At 45.8% G+C, this 16,862-nt stretch carries 24 protein-coding genes and 1 riboswitch; of the genes, 6 read left to right on the top strand and 18 right to left on the bottom strand.

Annotation, left to right across the window (positions count from 1 at the left end):
* Positions 1 to 54: 54 nt before the first annotated feature.
* The 4 genes from spoVIF to yjcA all read right to left on the bottom strand — a co-directional run bounded on the left by spoVIF (position 55) and on the right by yjcA (position 1,524).
* Positions 55 to 309, bottom strand: coding sequence for a sporulation-specific transcription regulator SpoVIF (gene spoVIF / locus RAC86_RS00905; RefSeq protein ID WP_014113403.1), 255 nt, complete (start codon positions 307 to 309; stop codon positions 55 to 57).
* A gap of 132 nt (positions 310 to 441) precedes the next feature.
* Entirely contained in the window at positions 442 to 600 is a 159-nt protein-coding gene (locus RAC86_RS00900; RefSeq protein ID WP_014113402.1) for a YjcZ family sporulation protein, read from the bottom strand.
* A gap of 81 nt (positions 601 to 681) precedes the next feature.
* Positions 682 to 888 carry a hypothetical protein gene (locus tag RAC86_RS00895; RefSeq protein ID WP_072566105.1) on the bottom strand — a complete coding sequence of 69 codons (207 nt, stop codon included), beginning with the start codon at positions 886 to 888 and terminating at the stop codon, positions 682 to 684.
* A gap of 279 nt (positions 889 to 1,167) precedes the next feature.
* Positions 1,168 to 1,524, bottom strand: coding sequence for a sporulation protein YjcA (yjcA, locus tag RAC86_RS00890; protein WP_061188377.1), 357 nt, complete (start codon positions 1,522 to 1,524; stop codon positions 1,168 to 1,170).
* 155 nt (positions 1,525 to 1,679) lie between these two features.
* On the opposite strand from yjcA, the gene cotV reads away from it, so the two are divergent.
* The 5 genes from cotV to cotZ all read left to right on the top strand — a co-directional run bounded on the left by cotV (position 1,680) and on the right by cotZ (position 4,258).
* On the top strand, positions 1,680 to 2,066 hold the full coding sequence (gene cotV / locus RAC86_RS00885; protein ID WP_014113398.1) for a spore coat protein CotV: 387 nt from the start codon (positions 1,680 to 1,682) through the stop codon (positions 2,064 to 2,066).
* 41 nt (positions 2,067 to 2,107) lie between these two features.
* The gene (gene cotW / locus RAC86_RS00880) at positions 2,108 to 2,428 is read left to right on the top strand and encodes a spore coat protein CotW (protein ID WP_014113397.1); all 321 of its coding nucleotides are present in this window, start codon (positions 2,108 to 2,110) and stop codon (positions 2,426 to 2,428) included.
* Between the two features lie 94 nt (positions 2,429 to 2,522).
* The gene (gene cotX / locus RAC86_RS00875) at positions 2,523 to 3,041 is read left to right on the top strand and encodes a spore coat protein CotX (protein WP_014113396.1); all 519 of its coding nucleotides are present in this window, start codon (positions 2,523 to 2,525) and stop codon (positions 3,039 to 3,041) included.
* Positions 3,042 to 3,192: 151 nt separating this feature from the next.
* Positions 3,193 to 3,681: a spore coat protein CotY gene (gene cotY / locus RAC86_RS00870; protein ID WP_014113395.1), complete on the top strand. Its 489-nt coding sequence runs from the start codon at positions 3,193 to 3,195 to the stop codon at positions 3,679 to 3,681.
* A 127-nt stretch (positions 3,682 to 3,808) separates the two neighbouring features.
* Positions 3,809 to 4,258, top strand: coding sequence for a spore coat protein CotZ (gene cotZ / locus RAC86_RS00865; RefSeq protein WP_014113394.1), 450 nt, complete (start codon positions 3,809 to 3,811; stop codon positions 4,256 to 4,258).
* 91 nt (positions 4,259 to 4,349) lie between these two features.
* On the opposite strand, the gene cotO is transcribed toward cotZ, so the two are convergent.
* The 10 genes from cotO to RAC86_RS00815 form a co-directional block, all read right to left on the bottom strand.
* Complete coding sequence (cotO, locus tag RAC86_RS00860; RefSeq protein ID WP_072566104.1) at positions 4,350 to 5,030, bottom strand: spore coat protein CotO; 681 nt, start codon at positions 5,028 to 5,030, stop codon at positions 4,350 to 4,352.
* Positions 5,031 to 5,130: 100 nt separating this feature from the next.
* Positions 5,131 to 5,907 (bottom strand): enoyl-ACP reductase FabI, encoded by a 777-nt coding sequence (gene fabI / locus RAC86_RS00855; RefSeq protein WP_014113392.1) that lies wholly within the window; start codon positions 5,905 to 5,907, stop codon positions 5,131 to 5,133.
* Positions 5,908 to 6,043: 136 nt separating this feature from the next.
* On the bottom strand, positions 6,044 to 6,859 hold the full coding sequence (gene thiD, locus RAC86_RS00850) for a bifunctional hydroxymethylpyrimidine kinase/phosphomethylpyrimidine kinase (protein ID WP_061188372.1): 816 nt from the start codon (positions 6,857 to 6,859) through the stop codon (positions 6,044 to 6,046).
* A gap of 17 nt (positions 6,860 to 6,876) precedes the next feature.
* The gene (gene thiF / locus RAC86_RS00845; protein ID WP_072566103.1) at positions 6,877 to 7,887 is read right to left on the bottom strand and encodes a thiazole biosynthesis adenylyltransferase ThiF; all 1,011 of its coding nucleotides are present in this window, start codon (positions 7,885 to 7,887) and stop codon (positions 6,877 to 6,879) included.
* The gene (gene thiG, locus RAC86_RS00840; protein WP_072566102.1) at positions 7,884 to 8,654 is read right to left on the bottom strand and encodes a thiazole synthase; all 771 of its coding nucleotides are present in this window, start codon (positions 8,652 to 8,654) and stop codon (positions 7,884 to 7,886) included. The genes thiF and thiG overlap by 4 nt, the downstream gene beginning before the upstream one ends.
* Positions 8,651 to 8,851: a sulfur carrier protein ThiS gene (thiS, locus tag RAC86_RS00835; protein ID WP_072182824.1), complete on the bottom strand. Its 201-nt coding sequence runs from the start codon at positions 8,849 to 8,851 to the stop codon at positions 8,651 to 8,653. The genes thiG and thiS overlap by 4 nt, the downstream gene beginning before the upstream one ends.
* Complete coding sequence (gene thiO, locus RAC86_RS00830) at positions 8,851 to 9,960, bottom strand: glycine oxidase ThiO (protein WP_072566101.1); 1,110 nt, start codon at positions 9,958 to 9,960, stop codon at positions 8,851 to 8,853. The genes thiS and thiO overlap by 1 nt, the downstream gene beginning before the upstream one ends.
* The gene (gene tenI / locus RAC86_RS00825) at positions 9,944 to 10,561 is read right to left on the bottom strand and encodes a thiazole tautomerase TenI (protein WP_072182825.1); all 618 of its coding nucleotides are present in this window, start codon (positions 10,559 to 10,561) and stop codon (positions 9,944 to 9,946) included. Before tenI ends, thiO begins: the two co-directional genes overlap by 17 nt.
* A complete protein-coding gene (gene tenA / locus RAC86_RS00820; RefSeq protein WP_019713986.1) occupies positions 10,539 to 11,246 on the bottom strand; it encodes a thiaminase II in 708 nt (235 codons plus the stop codon). Before tenA ends, tenI begins: the two co-directional genes overlap by 23 nt.
* A gap of 81 nt (positions 11,247 to 11,327) precedes the next feature.
* A riboswitch (TPP riboswitch) is annotated at positions 11,328 to 11,436 on the bottom strand.
* Between the two features lie 61 nt (positions 11,437 to 11,497).
* A complete protein-coding gene (locus RAC86_RS00815; RefSeq protein WP_014113385.1) occupies positions 11,498 to 13,342 on the bottom strand; it encodes a monovalent cation:proton antiporter family protein in 1,845 nt (614 codons plus the stop codon).
* A gap of 233 nt (positions 13,343 to 13,575) precedes the next feature.
* On the opposite strand from RAC86_RS00815, the gene prpE reads away from it, so the two are divergent.
* Positions 13,576 to 14,310: a bis(5'-nucleosyl)-tetraphosphatase PrpE gene (gene prpE / locus RAC86_RS00810; protein WP_072566100.1), complete on the top strand. Its 735-nt coding sequence runs from the start codon at positions 13,576 to 13,578 to the stop codon at positions 14,308 to 14,310.
* A 12-nt stretch (positions 14,311 to 14,322) separates the two neighbouring features.
* Here prpE and RAC86_RS00805 read toward each other — a convergent pair whose 3' ends face one another.
* The 4 genes from RAC86_RS00805 to RAC86_RS00790 all read right to left on the bottom strand — a co-directional run.
* Entirely contained in the window at positions 14,323 to 15,222 is a 900-nt protein-coding gene (locus RAC86_RS00805) for an RluA family pseudouridine synthase (RefSeq protein ID WP_193427793.1), read from the bottom strand.
* A gap of 14 nt (positions 15,223 to 15,236) precedes the next feature.
* Positions 15,237 to 16,037, bottom strand: coding sequence for an NAD kinase (locus RAC86_RS00800; protein WP_003224622.1), 801 nt, complete (start codon positions 16,035 to 16,037; stop codon positions 15,237 to 15,239).
* 18 nt (positions 16,038 to 16,055) lie between these two features.
* Positions 16,056 to 16,691: a GTP diphosphokinase gene (gene yjbM / locus RAC86_RS00795; RefSeq protein WP_019713982.1), complete on the bottom strand. Its 636-nt coding sequence runs from the start codon at positions 16,689 to 16,691 to the stop codon at positions 16,056 to 16,058.
* A gap of 28 nt (positions 16,692 to 16,719) precedes the next feature.
* The coding region (locus tag RAC86_RS00790; protein ID WP_483861758.1) for a UPF0738 family protein at positions 16,720 to 16,862 on the bottom strand (143 nt) is incomplete at its 5' end.

Genomic DNA, 16,862 nt, shown 5'->3' with positions numbered 1-16,862 from the left:
CCGGGTTTTTTCTATAAAAAAGGCCCGCTGAAATGAGTCAGCCAGGCCCTCTGCTTATTTATTATCCAACATTTTAGAAATCGTACCAAAATCAAGCTTTTCTTTTCCGCTTGTAATGGACTGAACAATCTTATCTTCTAATTCTTTCGGCACGCGTCTGTTTGCCAGCTGCGCTACGCGCTTAATGACACTGCGGACTGTGTTTTCGTCTTTAAAATTGGCGTTTTGAAGGGAGCCGGCAAGATTCATGACATCCTGCATATTGACACCTGTTTTCTTTTCGATGTTCTTAAAAAATTGATTATCCATAATACGCCTCCTTTTGGCGGAGTGATACGGTATTGTATGAATACCCATTGTTCAATGTGCTTTTTCCAAAAATAAAAAATGAACACAAGGCAAGGAAGTACGGGACATCACCCGTACTTCCCTCAATAAACCTTAGAAGTTATAAAAAGATGCACCCACGATGATAAGGAGAATGAACAATACGACTAAAAGAACAAATGTTGAACCATAGCCGCCGCCGTAACCGCCAGCATAACCGCCGCCATAGCCGCAGCCGCCGTAGCCTCCTCCGAATCCGTATCCAAAGCCCATAGATAAGCACCTCCTTTACTCTCTATACACTATGTGTGCAGCCTTAATCGGCTTGGATATTCGCATAGGGCGTTTGCGGATTTATGATTGTTCGTACTGAGCCTTGTGTTTTTTGAGCAAGGCTTCAGTTTTTTCAGCCAGTTCTTCAATCTCCTCTTCAAACGCCAAACCGGCTCCATCAAATGCATCCAAGTCTTTTCTGATACTGCTCATAGTGTCTTCATGCTCTTTTTGCTTTTGTTCGTGAGCTTCATATCTCCCGTCAATCCATTTTTCAAACTCATTCACTGGCATCCCCCCACTCATGATATATGCTGAGTGAGACCGCTCCGTTAAAAAACAAAAAACCGGAAATCTCCGGTTTCTTTGCCAGGTTATTGAGGTTTTTTCTTTTTCTTTCCGCACCCGCAGCCTTTCTTTTTGATCTTTTTTGATTGAGACGACGAATCCGTATATGGAGTTTTTTGGGAAGGTTTATTGATTTGATTCATTATGGTCCCTTCCTTTCCTTATGTCATATATGCTACTTTATGCGGATGCTAGTGAAAAGTTGCTGGTGGGAACGCCTCATTCCTGCAGCCATTTTGATACAAGTGTTTCAATAATACCGGCAAGACCGGCGATCGCCAGAAGCAAAATCAGCCACTGGGCAATTTGCGGGATTAATGCCTGGCATAAAATCAAAAAGCCGGCGCACCACACGCCTGTGCACCAATAGCAGCTCAGCAATTCACCAATAAACGCCCTTACCCCCGTTCCCTTAATCACGATATACGTTTCAATGTTCCCGTCTGCATCCTTTTCCTCCTTCTCTTCATGAAACAGGCTGCGAAGCGGCGCCATAATCGTGTCAAACACCAGCAGCCGAGCGAGCCGAAAGACCGCAAGCGAAAGAAGGAAAAGAGACAGCCAATTGATAACCACTTGTTCACTCCTTTCGTCATCCCCTTCACATATATGCAGAAACCCTAGCTTTCATGAATTTGTATCTTGTCCGGCGGAAAATTGGTTATTTTTATTATTCCGCTCTGCACCCCATTTGCATTATATAGAGTATGGATAAGAAAGGAGTGAAGGTTATGTCGTTTGAAGAAGAAGTTGAATCCCTGCACCCTGCAATATTTGAGCAATTATCAAGCGAATTCGAACAGCAGATCGAAGTCATTGATTGCGAAAATATCACAATAGATACATCACATATAACATCTGCCCTTTCTATACAAGCCTTTGTGACAACCATGATTATCCTGGCGACTCAGCTCGTCATCGCCGACGAGGATTTGGCTGACGCAGTGGCAAGTGAAATTCTTATTCTGGATAACTCCCAAATCAAAAAAAGAACCATTATTAAAATTATCAACAGCCGAAACATTACAATTACTTTGTCTGCCGACGAGATAATAACCTTTGTACAAATCTTGCTTCAGGTGTTAAACAGCATTCTCAATGAACTTGACGTCCTTTAACCCTTTCTTTTTCACAAACTTAAAAGTCGAGGTGAAAACAAATGTCAGACAACGATAAAATCAAAGAAGAGCTTGCTAAGCTTCCGGAAGTTGATCCGATGACGAAAATGCTGGTCCAAAATATATTTCTTAAACATGGTGTTACGAAAGACAAAATGAAAGAAGTATCAGACGAAGAAAAAGAAATGCTCTTGAATCTGGTAAAGGATTTGCAGGCTAAATCAGAAGCATTAATTGAAAACCAAAAGAAGAAGAAAGAAGAATCGGTGCAAGAGCAAAAGAACGCAAAACCGCTAAGCCGCAGAGAGCAGCTAATTGAACAGCTCAGACAAAGACGGCAAAATAATAACAATTCAAATTAATCATAAAAAATAGGGCGCTTCATCAAGATATATGACTCAGTCAAAGTAAGAGGCTCGCTCATTTAATAACAGTAAAAGAAAAGGAGGAATAGATATGGAAAGCAGACCATATTCTTGGGTTGCACTTGATCCTGACTGTGACCATCCGTTAGATGACAAAGAGAAAGAGAAAGAAAAACACGAAAGAAAATGTCATTGCGATGTTTGCTGTAATGGCAATGGGTTTTTTGGCAACGACAACGCCTTCATCGACCAAGATCTAGCTCAGGCAAATCTCAACAAACAAGTCTCCGATGAGACGATTATTATCAGAGATTCTTGTGACATTAACGTTACATCTACAGACGTTCAAGCAGTAACATCAGTTGTAACAGCGCTTAATGCCGCTGTAGTTACAGCTACTCTGACATCCATTGCAGACGGAGTAATTGCCGAATTAGTCGCACAAGATTTATTGCAGCTTACAGCTAACAAACAAGTAAACCGCCAAAAAGTTCTCATCGAATGCTCCCGCGGCGTAAACGTCTCAACAGTAGATGCCGATATCGCAACACTTATCTCTACAGCAACAAATACCCTCGTAGCTATCCTAGTTATTACTCTTGTCCTCTAGGACTTAAAAGCAGAGCTAAAAACGCTCTGCTTTTTCTTATTTTCCAAGCATATGATGAATATATAGACGTTCACCCACACCAAGTGGGGCACGGGTACATATGTTGTTAAGGACTAAAGTCAAATACCCTATAAAGAAGGAGCTGAAATCAATGAGCTGCGGAAAAACCCATGGCCGGCATGAGAACTGTGTATGCGATGCAGTGGAAAAGATTTTAGCAGAGCAGGAGGCAGTTGAAGAACAGTGTCCGACTGGCTGCTATACCAACCTTTTAAACCCTACGATTGCTGGAAAAGACACAATTCCGTTTCTCGTTTTTGATAAAAAAGGCGGATTGTTCTCCACATTCGGAAACGTGGGGGGATTTGTGGATGATATGCAATGCTTTGAATCCATTTTCTTCCGCGTCGAAAAATTATGCGATTGCTGTGCAACACTGTCTATTTTACGCCCGGTCGATGTCAAAGGCGATACCTTAAGTGTTTGCCACCCTTGCGACCCGGATTTCTTCGGGCTTGAAAAAACAGATTTCTGCATTGAAGTGGATCTTGGATGCTTCTGTGCCATTCAGTGCCTGTCGCCAGAGTTAGTTGACAGAACATCCCCTAACAGAGATAAAAAGCATCATCACAATGGATAAACACTTGTAAAGAGGAATCCCCTTCCAAACTCTATTACAGGTGCAAATTATTCAGCTGCTTCCAGCGTGAGGCAGCTGACTCTCCATCATTTCGCCAGTCTCAAATTTATAAGGCAGGAGGGATAATATGAGCCAGAAAACATCATGCTGCGTGCGTGAAGCTGTAGAAAATATTGAAGAACTGCAACACGCTGTTGAAGAGGACTGCCCGACAAGCTGCCATTCAAAGCTTTTGTCACCAACCCATTCGCTAGGCGATACGGTGCCTTTTGCAATATTTACATCAAAATCAAAGCCCTTAGTGGCCTTCGGAAATGTCGGCGAACTCGATAACGGCCCTTGCTTTAATACAGTATTTTTCAGAGTGGAAAAAGTTCATGACAGCTGCGCAACACTGTCATTATTAATCGCATTTGACGAACACAAACACATTTTGGACTTCACCGATACAGATACGGTTTGTGAAGTGTTCCGACTTGAAAAAACGAACTACTGCATTGAAGTGGACTTAGACTGCTTTTGCGCAATCAACTGCTTAAATCCACGATTAATCAATCGCACGCATCATCACCATTAATCATAAGCTGGAAAAGCTTGCAGGCCTGCAGGCTTTTCTCTATGTAAAAAAGCTGTCCGGGAAGATCTGCCGGGCAGCTTTTTTCATTTTATTAAAAACCGAGCGGATGTAAAGAGGTGATTTCATCAATCGACAGTTCAGTCGGCGCACCGTTTCCAGTCGTCCGGAGCAGGACGGAATCATTTCTTCTTCCGACAATCACGCCCCTGTACGTTCTTCCATTGGCTTCAATCAAACAAAGCGCTCTCGGCATGTTATGAGGCAGCTTTGTTAAAAAATCAATTTTTTCATGAATCGTCATCTTGCTCATCGGCTTTTTCACTTTTCGTGCCGGCGGTGCTTTTTCCTCCGCTTTATCAGCACTGTGGACAGCTTCCGGTTCTTTTTCAGGCTTCCGGGCCTCAAGCGCAGGCTCTTCCTTTTTTTCTGCTTTCGGAGGCTCGTGTTCGACGGTTTCTTCAATGGCCTGCGGCTCTGCTTCCTGCTCCTGCTGGTTCTTTGTGTTCTCTGGCTCTCTCACCTCTTGTGTTTGCTGACTCACTGGCTCAGCTGCAGGCTTTTGGTCTGCTTGCTGGACCTCCTTTGCCACGGCTTCCTCCTGCTGTTTCTCATGGTAGGCCGGCTTTTCCTCTGCTTTTGGCGGAGCGGGTTTAGCCTTTTTTTTGATGACAATCTCCTGCATGGATGATCTTGCTGTTTCTGCATAATCCGGCTGAACAATATACATGAGCGGTTTTTTATCCGCGTTTCTTTTCTTATTAGACATCTTCATCCCTCCGATTGTGTCATATTCTATCTATATGACAGAAAGCTGAAAATCAGAAGAAATAAAAAAGCAATCCCTGTTCGGGATTGCTTGACATAGATCCTGCTTAGCGGGCAGTGATATGGAAACCTGAATCAACGTGAAGATTTTCACCTGTAATGCCTCGGGACATATCGCTGAATAAGAACGCAGCTGTATCGCCCACTTCTTCAGGTGTTGTCGTGCGGCGAAGCGGCGCACGCTCTTCAATGTCTTTTAAGATGGAGTTGAAATCGCTGATGCCTTTAGCAGATAATGTTCTGATCGGGCCGGCAGAAATGCTGTTAACGCGGATATTTTCTTTTCCTAAGTCAGCAGCTAAGTATTTCACACTTGCATCAAGAGAAGCTTTCGCTACACCCATGACGTTGTAGTTCGGCATCACAAGCTCTCCGCCAAGGTAAGTCAAAGTGACAATGCTTCCGCCTTCAGTCATCATCGGACGTGCAGCTTTCACAACAGCTGTCAGAGAATATGAACTGATGTTATGGGCCAAAAGGAAACCGTCACGAGTTGTGTTTAAGTATTCGCCGACGAGCTCTTCTTTATTGGCAAACGCGATACAATGCGCGATACCGTGGATCACACCGACCTGCTCCTTAATGCTTGCGAAGCAAGTTTCGATTTCCGCGTCGTTTGTTACGTCGCAAGGAAGGATAATGGAATCATTGCGTTCTAGCGTACCGGCAAGCTCGTGAACAGATTTCTCAAGGCGTTCTCCTGCGTATGTGAAAATCAAACGTGCACCCGCTTCGTGTAAAGAGCGCGCAATTCCCCACGCGATACTGCGTTTGTTGGCTACCCCCATCACAACAATGTTGCGGCCTTCAAGTGAAAAATTCATATGTATAAAGCCTCCTATATTTTATAAAGACATAGTATTAGTACCTGATCTTAATTCCTATCATATCATAACCTTGTCCAGATGAAAAGCGCATACGATAGACAAACGTGAAAGAGATCACCATCCGCTGGTGATCTCATTGGCTTGTTTTTAAGCTGTTTCGTTTAAAGGCGAAATGGTTTGTCGGCCCGTGGCCCGATCCGATGCCGAGCGTATTTTCCACCGCTTCGCGGACAAAGTTGGCCGCAACCTCGAATGCCTGATGGATGCTGTCTCCTTTAGCTGTTTGAGCCGTTAAAGCCGCAGCAAAGGTACAGCCCGTGCCATGCGTATGCTCCGTATCGATATAAGGATGGCTGATTTGCATAAACATGTTTCCATCAAAAAGAAGGTCAGTAATGTGATTGTCCTCAGGCTGGTGCCCGCCTTTGATAATCACATGCTGAGCTCCCATCTTTACGAGTTGCTCCGCTGCTTTTTTTCGGTCATCCAGCGAGCGGATTGTCATTCCTGTCAGCGTTTCTGCTTCCGGAACATTCGGCGTAATCGCGTAGCTCCTCGGTATGAGCAGCTCTTTTAAGGTAGCAACTGATTCATCGTGCAGCAAGGATGCACCGCCCTTTGCGATCATAACCGGATCAACAATCACACGGTTAAACCCGTACTCGTCAATTTTTCTCGCCACTTCTTCAATCATTTCGGCATTCCAGAGCATTCCCGTTTTTACGGCGTCCGGTTTCAAATCCTCGGCAACAGCGTCAATTTGCTGTCTCAGTGCCTCTACAGTCAGCGGATACACCCCATGGACGCCAAGCGTATTTTGGGCGGTTACCGCCGTAATCGCAGACATTCCGAATACATCAAGCTCCTGAAAGGTTTTAATATCGGCCTGTATCCCTGCGCCGCCGCCTGAATCAGAGCCGGCGATTGTCAATGCTTTATATATACTCATACATTACACTCCTTTTATTACCCAATCCATTTATGATAAATAGATTTTGCCCGGGCAATATCATTTGTTCCATGGATCAATGCTCTGCCGTCCCGGAACAGCACCATTTTCATATCATCCGAGCGGCAGGAAATTAAATACGGGTTCGCGGCTACTTCAAGCCCTGCTTGCTTCAGCTGACCGGCAAGCCCTTCAAGATCCGCTTCTTTTGTAAAGGATGATCTGATTTGCACCGTGTTCCTGCCGCACAATACAGCCGCTTTTGTTTGGTTTTCATATGACAAAAACGGAAAATCCTTTGTGCCGCAGCTTGGGCATGCGTCATGTTTGAGACCCGCCGCTCTCACCTCTGACCGTTCGTTTTTCCACAAGTCAAAGGAGCGCAGCACTGGCTCGCACCCCTCTCCCGTCAGCAGCTTCAGCGCGTCTGTCACCTGAAAGACCGCTACCTGCAAAACAGCCGGACTGATGATGCCGGCTGTGTCACATGTCGCTCCTCCAATCGGAAGTGTATCGAGCAAGCAATGCAGGCAGGGGGTGGATCCCGGCACTACGGTAAAGGTGAGGCCGTAGCTCCCTACACAGGCGCCGTAGAGAAAAGGAATCCCTTCTTTGACCGCAGCATCATTTACGATCAGGCGGGTTTCAAAATTATCAGTCGCATCCACAATGATCGAAGCGCCCTTAATCAGCTCGAAGATATTTTCCGCTGTCACATCCATGACAAGGCCAGTCACATCGACATCGCTGTTAATCGAACGGAGACGATGCTCAGCAGCGGCCGCTTTCGGCATTTCTTTTTTGACATCATCTTCTGTATACAGCTGCTGGCGCTGGAGGTTGCTCCATTCAACGTAATCTCTGTCGGCAATTTTCACAGAGCCGACTCCTGCTCTGACCAGCATTTCAGCACTCGCTGTTCCAAGCGCGCCGGCGCCGATGATCACGGCGCGCGCTTCTTTCAATTTCTTCTGGCCGGCTGGGCCGATCGGAGCAAACAGCTCCTGTCTGGAGTACCTGTCCGTCATACAGGAAGACCTTCTCCCGGACTGCTTGCCGTTCCGTATTGCTTAAGCGGAATGCGCCCCGCCTCATAAGAAAGGCGCCCTGCTTCCACTGCGAGCTTCATGGCACGCGCCATTTTCACAGGATCATTCGCGCCTGATACAGCCGTATTGAGAAGTACGCCGTCCGCTCCAAGCTCCATTGCGTATGCCGCGTCTTTAGGCGATCCAATGCCGGCGTCCACGATAACCGGCACTTTCGCCTGTTCAATAATAAATGACAGATTCAAAGGATTTAAGATCCCTTGCCCCGATCCGATCGGAGATGCCCCCGGCATGATGGCATGCACGCCAAGCTCTTCCAGTTTTCTTGCCAGTACAACGTCATCCGACGTGTACGGGAGCACAATAAAGCCTTCTTCAAGAAGCTGTTCGGACGCTTTTAATGTCTCAACAGGATCAGGCAGCAAAGAACGGCTGCATCCGATGACTTCGACTTTAATCATGTCACAAAGCCCTGACGCTTTTGCCAATCTTGCAATCCGGACCGCTTCTTCAGCGGTGCTGGCGCCCGCTGTATTCGGCAGAAGCGTATATTTGGATAAATCAAGCTGTTCCAGAAAATTAGGCTGAGACGCTTCAAAGATGTTCATTCTCCGCACAGCAAATGTTAAAATATCAGACTCGGAAACGGCCACCGCTTCCTTTTGAATTTCAAACGATGGGTATTTCCCCGTGCCCAGCAACAATCTTGATTGAAATGATTTCCCGCCAATTGTTAACATGCTCATCCGCCTCCTACAAAATGGACAATTTCAATAACATCGCGATCACAAAGTTCAACCTCGTGATAATGTTCTTTGCCGATAATTTCTTTATTTCTTTCAACGATAACAATTTTATTTTCAAGCTGATAAGACGCCAGCAGGTCTTGAATTGTACCTGTGTCTTTTTCCCACTTCACGTCTTTACCGTTCAGCTGTAGCATCATATCTGAACCGCCTCCTTGCGATCAATTCGGAATGCGTGCAGCCAGTCTTGATTGACCTCTTTATTCATCATGAGATCACCGATCAAAGCGCCCGTTGCCGGAGCGAGCAGAATCCCATTTCTGAAATGGCCCGCCGCAAATAAAATACGGCTGTCCTCAGGGTGTCTGCCGATGTACGGTTTCCCATCCTTTGTTCCCGGCCGCAGTCCTGCCCAAAAACGATCCACCTTCATATTCTGAATGGCCGGCAGCATCGTTTTTGCTTTTTTCATTACCAATTCCAATCCGCCAAGATCCGGTGTTTCACTCCAGTCACCTGGCTTCATTGTCGCGCCGACAACCAGTCTGCCGCTTTTTCTCGGTACGATATAGCAATGGTCATGGTAAAGTGTTTTTGTCAGCGGTATATCATCATTCCAAACAGACAGGCACTCCCCTTTTACAGGGAAAAATGAATTGTTCAGCCCAAGCTGTTTAAAAAACATTCCGCTCCACACCCCGCTGGCAACCGCGACATGATCCGCCCATACGTTACCATTCGGCGTCTCGATGGACAGCGCTTCACCGTCACGGTCGACATGCAGGACAGGAGTATGCTCAAAAATCTCCGCCCCAAGCGCTTTCGCTGCTTTCGCATATGCCTTACAAACAAAATAAGGCTCAACATGCACATCATCTTGAATAAAGGCTGCCCCGAAAATGTCACCAGACGTATACGGCTCTTTTTCTAAAACTTCTTCTTTTGTATGCCAGCTGACAGAACCTAAGTCATCCATCTTCCTCAGCCGCTGCACGTCTTCTTCAGAAAACGCAAGCTTAAACATACCGCCGTTATGCTGTCTGATATCAATACCGGATAATGTGTAAAGCTCTTCTCCAAGACCTTTGTACAGACGCTGGCTGTGCATGGCAAAGTCAAAAAACGCGTCACGTTCCTCGCACTCGGCATGGGCGCCCAGCATTCCGGCAGCAGCACTTGTTGTTCTGCCGCCCATTGTTCCACTTTCAAACAATGCGATGTTTTTGTTTTCCTTTGCTAAATGATAAGCAATCGCGGAACCGATAATTCCGCCTCCAATGACAACTGCATCATAATGCCTTTTCATAGCGCATCTCCTTTAGCTTGCGGGAATATCGTCTGGCAGCTTCCAAAGGGTCAGCGGAAGAAAAAATTCCCGACATGACTGCAATACCGTCTGCTCCTGCTCGTTTTACGTCTCTTAATCTGTCCGGCGTCATTCCGCCGATCGCAATAACCGGGACGGAAATCCGCTGTTTGATATCTGACAGCAATGACACACCTCTGCCTTCAAGACCCTTTTTACAATCCGTTTCAAACACATGGCCGAACAACACGTAGTCAGCGTCTTCCTTTTCTGCTTGAACCGCTTCCTCAAGCGAATGCACCGACCGACCGATATGAAGGTGAGGAAATCTGGCTCTGACCTGCTTCGGCGAAAAGCTGCTGCTCGGCAGCTGCACGCGATGAATCGTAGAAAAAAGCGCAATATCCACCCGCCCATTCATGACCAGTTTTCGCTTATCAACACCGCCTTCGGAAATAAGCCCGAGCAGTTTCAAAATGTCGGCCGCCGATTTTGACCGTTCCCGAATGTGTATAAAATCAACTTCATTCCGAATAGCTATGATGGCTCTCGCTAACTCTTCAACCGGCTTGCAGTCATCAGTTATGGCGTGAAGCTCCAAATTCCTCCACCTCTTTTATGCCGCGGTCGGACCAGCCTTCTTTTCGATAGGCCATTCCCCAAAATTGATATTCATAGAAGCTGGAAATAACAAAATTCTCTTTCATCTTGGCGCGCACTTCATCCGTGCTGTTTTCCGCCAGCTCATCAAACCGATTGATTTGCTCTTCGACCTGCTGTCTGAACCAGTCACCGCCGTATGTGCCGATCCACTTCTGATAAATCGGATGCCCCGGATCACAATGCAGCAATTTCTCACCTACCTCGTAATAAAGCCAGTAGCATGGCAGCAGGGCAGCTAAGATCTCAGCAAAATTCCCGCTCAAAACCGAACGGTACATATGGGATGTATAAGAGTATGCCGTAGGAGACGGCTTAAACGCCTTACGCTCTTCCTCACTGATTTCCAACAGCTCCGCAAACTCGCGATGAAGCGCCATTTCCGCCTCATATGTACCTTGGGCGTGGCTTGCCATCCGTCCCGTTGTATAAAGGTCCTTCGCATAAGCGGCGCCAAACGATTGCACCTTCGCAAAATGCGTTAAATAATAAGAATCCTGAAGCACGTAGTATTTAAAACGGTCAATCGGAAGCGTTCCATCACCGATTCCCTGAACGAACGGATGGACAAAACTCCCCTCCCACCATTCTGCGGCTGCACTGCGGCATTCTTCTGAAAACTTCACACGTCATTCCCCCTGTCTGATAAATAAAAAAACCACTTTCCCGCAAGGAAAAGTGGTTTGGAATTGGCATAGTAAAATAACACAAATACCGCTCCACTTCCCTACGCAGGTCTGAACCTGTTCAAGTTATGAGGGTCTAAAAGTCACACTTTTATCTCAGCCCTTATGAAGGACACCCCTAGTGGTTATACGAATACATATTGAATTGTTCTGCACCTCTATATTAACACGAATCCCTATTTGGTCAAGGTTTATCCTTCTAATGTTTTCTTAAGCTCCGTTACGTACCCGCGAGATCCGGTAACAATTAAGCGGTCTCCCAGTTTCAGCCTTGTGTCCCCATGTGGAACGATGCTATCCACACCTCTGAAAATCCTGACAAAGATGACGTCGCCTGTTAAAGGGAATTCCCGCAAAATCACACCGTCGTAAGTGCTGTTTTCCATATTAATTTGATACAGCGAAGACTCCTGGTTCGTGAGAAGCCTCATGACTCCAGGCGCTTCTATCAGAGCGCGAAGCAGTGTTTTTGTTGACAACAAAATAGAAAAGATGCTGATTCCCTGCTCCTTCAGAGCTGCTTCATTCTCCGGTGATCCTACGCTGGCAATGATTCTTTCTGTGCCTTTTTCTTTTGCAAGTAATGCAATGTCCGCATTCATGTCTTCATTCCCTGTCGCAACAACGAGGATATCCGTATCAAAAATGCCGAGTGACTCAAGCGTCTCGTGTTCATAGTCAGAAATCGTTTCGACAGTAAATACTGATTCTGACAGCTTTTCCTCCGCATTCTCTTGGTATACGTGTACAACACGCACATCATACTCTTCCTCCGGCAGTTCAAGAGTAACAGGCAATGTCATTTGGTTTGCACCGATAAACGTAATCGTCTTTTTCTCCTCCGGCTGCTCCTCCCGTTTGTACAATTTTTTAAAGAAGACCGGCGAAAAAATACTGGCAATGACGGCTACTAACGTCAGCGCTCCTGACATATTTGCGCTGATCACGTGAAGCTGCTGACCGATTGTCGCAGCGGCAATCACGAGCGAAAGCGTTGATGTCAGCAGGAAACCAGATGCCAAAACAGTTCGGTTATCATACCACTTCTTCAAGTACAGGACAGGAATGATTTTGCTGACTAACAACGCCAGAAGCAGAAGCGGAATCATGATTAATATTTTCGGATCTTGGAAAAGGGTCCATATATCCAGCTTCACACCGACCATCACAAAGAAAATCGGAATTAAGAACCCGTAGCCGAATGAATCCAGCTGCTGAACAAGTTCTTTGTTTGGTGAAAGAAGGGAAACGAGAACCCCTGCTAAGAAAGCGCCGAGAATATTTTCTGCCCCAAGTGATTCAGACAGGGCAACGAGTACGATAATTAACGTAAAAATCGCGCGCGTTCCGATCTGGATCGTCCCTTTTGACATGGATTGAACAAAAGAGCGATGTTTGAAGACCCGGCCGAAAAAGTAAAGCACCACTCCGGCTGCAAACAGGATCATCAGAAGCCACATGTTTCCGCTGTCCTCTCCGTATAAAGAGGAAAAAACAGCAAGAAGAATCATCGTAGCCAAATCAGCAATAACAGCAACGAGCAAAATAATCTGCCCGATATTTGAATTCATGATTCGTTCTTCTTTTAACGTTGGAACGACAACGCCTAATGAAATCGTTGAAATAATAAGCGTCATTAAGAATGCATTTTCGATAAATCCTGCCAAGACGAACCCATAAGACAGCAGCAATGATAAAATAAAAATACCGCCAAAGATAATAGATGCCGCAGCAAACGTATTAGGCGCTTCTTTGCCGTTCGGCATAAGCTGCTTTTTCTTTCCTTTCTCAAACGATGAAAAATCAATTTCAAGCCCGCTTAAAAACATTAAAAAGATAAATCCGAGCATAGAAAGCGTCTGGAGCCATGTGTCACCCTCCACAACTAAATTAAGGCCGCTTTTTCCTATGATCAATCCCATAATGATTTCAGCAACAACAACCGGGATGCTGAGTTTAAACCGATGCAAAAGGATGGGTGTCAAAAATGCAACGATAAGTACAACAACTAAAGATGCGACAGATGTATGCGCCATAATCAGAACCTCCTTTTTAGATCAGGGTTATGCCAGTTCTTAATCAAAGAACAAAACCTCAATTTTTAAAAAAACATAACGCGATTTTAACAAGGGTGATGATAAAAAATAAAGTAATATGGTCTAAATCCTGTTTAGAAAATGATTCTTCTATAATTTGCACATAAAAGCTTGTGATGACTCACAACACTTTGCATCATAATAAATAAAATCATTGGTAAGGAGGATGCCGAATGGCTTACGACATAATCAGCGATATTCATGGCTGCTATGACGAAATGACTGCATTAATCCAAAAGCTTGGCTATACGATCAAAAATGGAGTACCTGTCCACGAGGAAGGCAGGATGCTTGTTTTTGCCGGAGATTTAACCGACAGAGGACCCAAATCGATAGAGGTCATCCGCTTTGTAGCGGGCGCTTACGAAAAAGGCGCTGTACGTTATGTCCCGGGAAATCATTGCAATAAGCTGTTCCGCTACTTAAAAGGAAATCCGGTGAAAGTGATGCATGGTCTCGAAACAACAGCGGCAGAGCTTGAAGAACTTTCTAAAGAAGAAAGAACAGCAGTAAGCGAACAGTTTATGAAGCTGTACGAAACAGCGCCGCTTTACGACATCTTACATAACGGAGAATTAGTTGTCGCCCATGCTGGCATAAAGGCTGACGATATCGGCAAATATACCCGCAGAGTGAAAGACTTTGTGCTTTACGGTGATGTGACGGGTGAAACGTATCCGGACGGCAGACCCGTCAGACGTGATTGGGCGGCAGCCTATAACGGCAAGGCTTGGGTCGTATACGGCCATACACCTGTGAAAGAGCCTCGGAAGGTCAATCGCACCATCAACATTGATACAGGCTGCGTGTTCGGAAATAAACTGACAGGCTTTCGCTTTCCAGAAATAAAAACCGTCTCTGTTCCAAGTTCCCTGCCTTATGACGAATCAAGATTTCGCCCCATATAAAAAAGGAGAGAATCATTGATTCTCTCCTTTTATCAGTTCTTTCATATCTTGAGGCAGTGAAGCATGAAACGTCATGTTCTCCTGTGTCAGCGGATGGATAAATGAAAGCTGCTCGCTGTGCAGGGCCTGGCGGCCAATTTCCCGCCTCGTTCCGCCGTACAGTGTATCGCCGCACAGCGGGTGCCCGAGATAGCTCATATGAACACGAATTTGGTGGGTACGTCCAGTCTCAAGCTGCAATGTCACCGAGGTCAAGTCGTCATTTGCGCATGTGACATAAAAATGAGTAACAGCCTTCTGGCCGTCCGGTGTCACCGTCCGTTCAATAATACTGTCAGGATGTCTGCCAATCGGAGCATCGACTGTTCCCTCCGCCTGTGTCAACCGCCCGTGGACCACTGCCGCATACCGGCGTTTCACAAGCCCGTTTTTTTGCGCTGACGATAAAATGGAGTGGGCAAAGCGATGCTTGGCAACAAGCATGACACCAGATGTATCCCGGTCAAGCCGGGTTACAAGGTGAACCGTCGCCCGCACTCCGTTTTTTTGATAATGATGGATAATTCCATTGGCAATGCTGCCGGATGGGTGCTCTCTCGAAGGGATAGATGACACATACGGCTGCTTGTTTATCACAAGTACATGTTCATCCTCATACAGGATATCGAGCGGAACAGGCTCTGCCAATAGCGTCTCGCTTACCTGTTCCTCAGGAAACTTGACGACAAGAAGATCTCCCTCTCTCAAAACGTATTTGACCGTCACATGCTCACCGTTGATAAGCAGGTCTCCACCGCCAAACTTGATATCGGTCAGCAGACGTTTCGAAATTCCCAGTTCAGCGGCATATTCTTTTAGAGTTATCCCGTTTTCAGCGGAAGTAATGTTCTTTCTGATAAAAAAATAATCCACGATACGTCCTCTTTCTATTCACCTTTTCCGATAAACGAATCCTGGACTCTTTTCCAAAATGGAAACGGACGGAATCTCGCAAACCTCACATTTTCGGATGCAACTTGGCAGCGGATCGACTTTACATCCTTATGAAGAAGGGTTAAATGGTCAATCGTCACTTGAAAGTCAACTTCGTTTCTCGGCTTAATCATGCAATCATGATGGGAAGGGAGAAGCAGCGGCGATCCGACCGTCCGGAATACGCGGTTATTAATAGAAGCCATTTCCGCAAGCTGGATCGCTCTAATAGACGGATGGATAATCGCTCCGCCCAGCGCCTTATTGTAGGCGGTGCTGCCGGATGGCGTTGACAGGCAGAGGCCGTCGCCCCGGAAGGTTTCAAAGAGCTGTCCCTTGATTTCCACATCAGCCACAAGGCTTCCTTCTATGCTTTTAATCGTGCATTCATTCAATGCTAAATATCTTTCTTCCCGCTCGTTTTCGTGATAGGTCACAATCACTTCGAGAAGCGGATATTCGACGGTATGATACGGCGTTTTCGCAATCGCGAGAACAAGTTTTTCAATTTCATGAGGAACCCAGTCGGCATAAAACCCCAGATGACCCGTGTGAACGCCGACAAATGCTGTTTTGTCCAAGCGGTCGCTGTATCTGTGAAAAGCGTACAAAAGCGTTCCATCGCCCCCAACTGAAATGACGATTTCCGGTTCATTTTCATCCAGTTCCATATCAAAATCCAACAAATACGCCTGTATTTTGCTTTTCAGCGTATCAGAAACTTGATCACCTTTTGATGATACGGCAAATTTCATGCTTTTCTTCCCCTTTACCTATTGTTGCTCGCTTCCTTTTTTCTTTCTTGAAAAGGCAGCTTGAGCTTCCTGTACTTCACCCCTGATCTCCGACATCTCTTCATCAAGCCGGGAAGCCGCTTCAGAAGCACGCTGAAGCCTTAATTTTACTTTTTCAGGAATGTTTCCGCTGTATTTATAATTCAATGAATGCTCAATGGTCGCCCAAAAATTCATCGCCAGCGTACGGATCTGTATTTCCACAAGAACATGCTTTTCTCCGGACACCGTCTGTAAAGGATATAGCACAACAAGATGATATGACCGGTACCCGCTCTCTTTATGTTCCGCAATATAATCCCTCTGATCCACAACGGTGAAATCTTTTCTGGCAAACAGCATGTCTTTTACGATTTGGATGTCATCGACAAATTGGCACATGATTCTAAGGCCTGCGATATCCTGAATGGTTTCAATTTCATGTAACGGTATGCTTTTCCGTCTCGCTTTTTCAAGTATGCTCGCCACAGGTTTGACGCGCCCGGTCACAAATTCGATCGGAGAATGGTCATCCTCGTATTCATATAATGTGCGGATCCCCTTGAGTTTCACTTTCAACTCTTCGACAGCCTGGCGGTAAGGCACTAAAAAACGCTCCCATTGTTTGTCATCCATCATACATCCCCCAATTCCGAACCAGTTTCTATAAAAACACGCGTTTCACTTTTTCTTCCATTTCTCCGTAGTTTGCATTATCTTTAATATTTTCTAAAAGATACTCCAGTTCCTCATGCAGGCCTGCCAGTTCAATGGTTTTGCCTCCGGCCTCTAAAACAACCGGGATTC

It is taken from the genome of Bacillus sp. LR_5 (assembly GCF_042709275.1).
The sequence above is the reverse complement of the archived record's forward strand: the minus strand, read 5'-3'. Positions and strand labels throughout refer to the sequence as shown.

What these genes read in the sequence shown, in the direction of transcription:
- spoVIF (WP_014113403.1), bottom strand. Translation starts at nt 309, where the DNA reads ATGGATAATCAATTTTTTAAGAACATCGAAAAGAAAACAGGTGTCAAT.
- RAC86_RS00900 (WP_014113402.1), bottom strand. Translation starts at nt 600, where the DNA reads ATGGGCTTTGGATACGGATTCGGAGGAGGCTACGGCGGCTGCGGCTAT.
- cotV (WP_014113398.1), top strand. Translation starts at nt 1,680, where the DNA reads ATGTCGTTTGAAGAAGAAGTTGAATCCCTGCACCCTGCAATATTTGAG.
- cotW (WP_014113397.1), top strand. Translation starts at nt 2,108, where the DNA reads ATGTCAGACAACGATAAAATCAAAGAAGAGCTTGCTAAGCTTCCGGAA.
- cotX (WP_014113396.1), top strand. Translation starts at nt 2,523, where the DNA reads ATGGAAAGCAGACCATATTCTTGGGTTGCACTTGATCCTGACTGTGAC.
- cotY (WP_014113395.1), top strand. Translation starts at nt 3,193, where the DNA reads ATGAGCTGCGGAAAAACCCATGGCCGGCATGAGAACTGTGTATGCGAT.
- cotZ (WP_014113394.1), top strand. Translation starts at nt 3,809, where the DNA reads ATGAGCCAGAAAACATCATGCTGCGTGCGTGAAGCTGTAGAAAATATT.
- cotO (WP_072566104.1), bottom strand. Translation starts at nt 5,030, where the DNA reads ATGAAGATGTCTAATAAGAAAAGAAACGCGGATAAAAAACCGCTCATG.
- fabI (WP_014113392.1), bottom strand. Translation starts at nt 5,907, where the DNA reads ATGAATTTTTCACTTGAAGGCCGCAACATTGTTGTGATGGGGGTAGCC.
- thiD (WP_061188372.1), bottom strand. Translation starts at nt 6,859, where the DNA reads ATGAGTATATATAAAGCATTGACAATCGCCGGCTCTGATTCAGGCGGC.
- thiF (WP_072566103.1), bottom strand. Translation starts at nt 7,887, where the DNA reads ATGACGGACAGGTACTCCAGACAGGAGCTGTTTGCTCCGATCGGCCCA.
- thiG (WP_072566102.1), bottom strand. Translation starts at nt 8,654, where the DNA reads ATGAGCATGTTAACAATTGGCGGGAAATCATTTCAATCAAGATTGTTG.
- thiS (WP_072182824.1), bottom strand. Translation starts at nt 8,851, where the DNA reads ATGCTACAGCTGAACGGTAAAGACGTGAAGTGGGAAAAAGACACAGGT.
- thiO (WP_072566101.1), bottom strand. Translation starts at nt 9,960, where the DNA reads ATGAAAAGGCATTATGATGCAGTTGTCATTGGAGGCGGAATTATCGGT.
- RAC86_RS00815 (WP_014113385.1), bottom strand. Translation starts at nt 13,342, where the DNA reads ATGGCGCATACATCTGTCGCATCTTTAGTTGTTGTACTTATCGTTGCA.
- prpE (WP_072566100.1), top strand. Translation starts at nt 13,576, where the DNA reads ATGGCTTACGACATAATCAGCGATATTCATGGCTGCTATGACGAAATG.
- RAC86_RS00800 (WP_003224622.1), bottom strand. Translation starts at nt 16,037, where the DNA reads ATGAAATTTGCCGTATCATCAAAAGGTGATCAAGTTTCTGATACGCTG.
- yjbM (WP_019713982.1), bottom strand. Translation starts at nt 16,691, where the DNA reads ATGGATGACAAACAATGGGAGCGTTTTTTAGTGCCTTACCGCCAGGCT.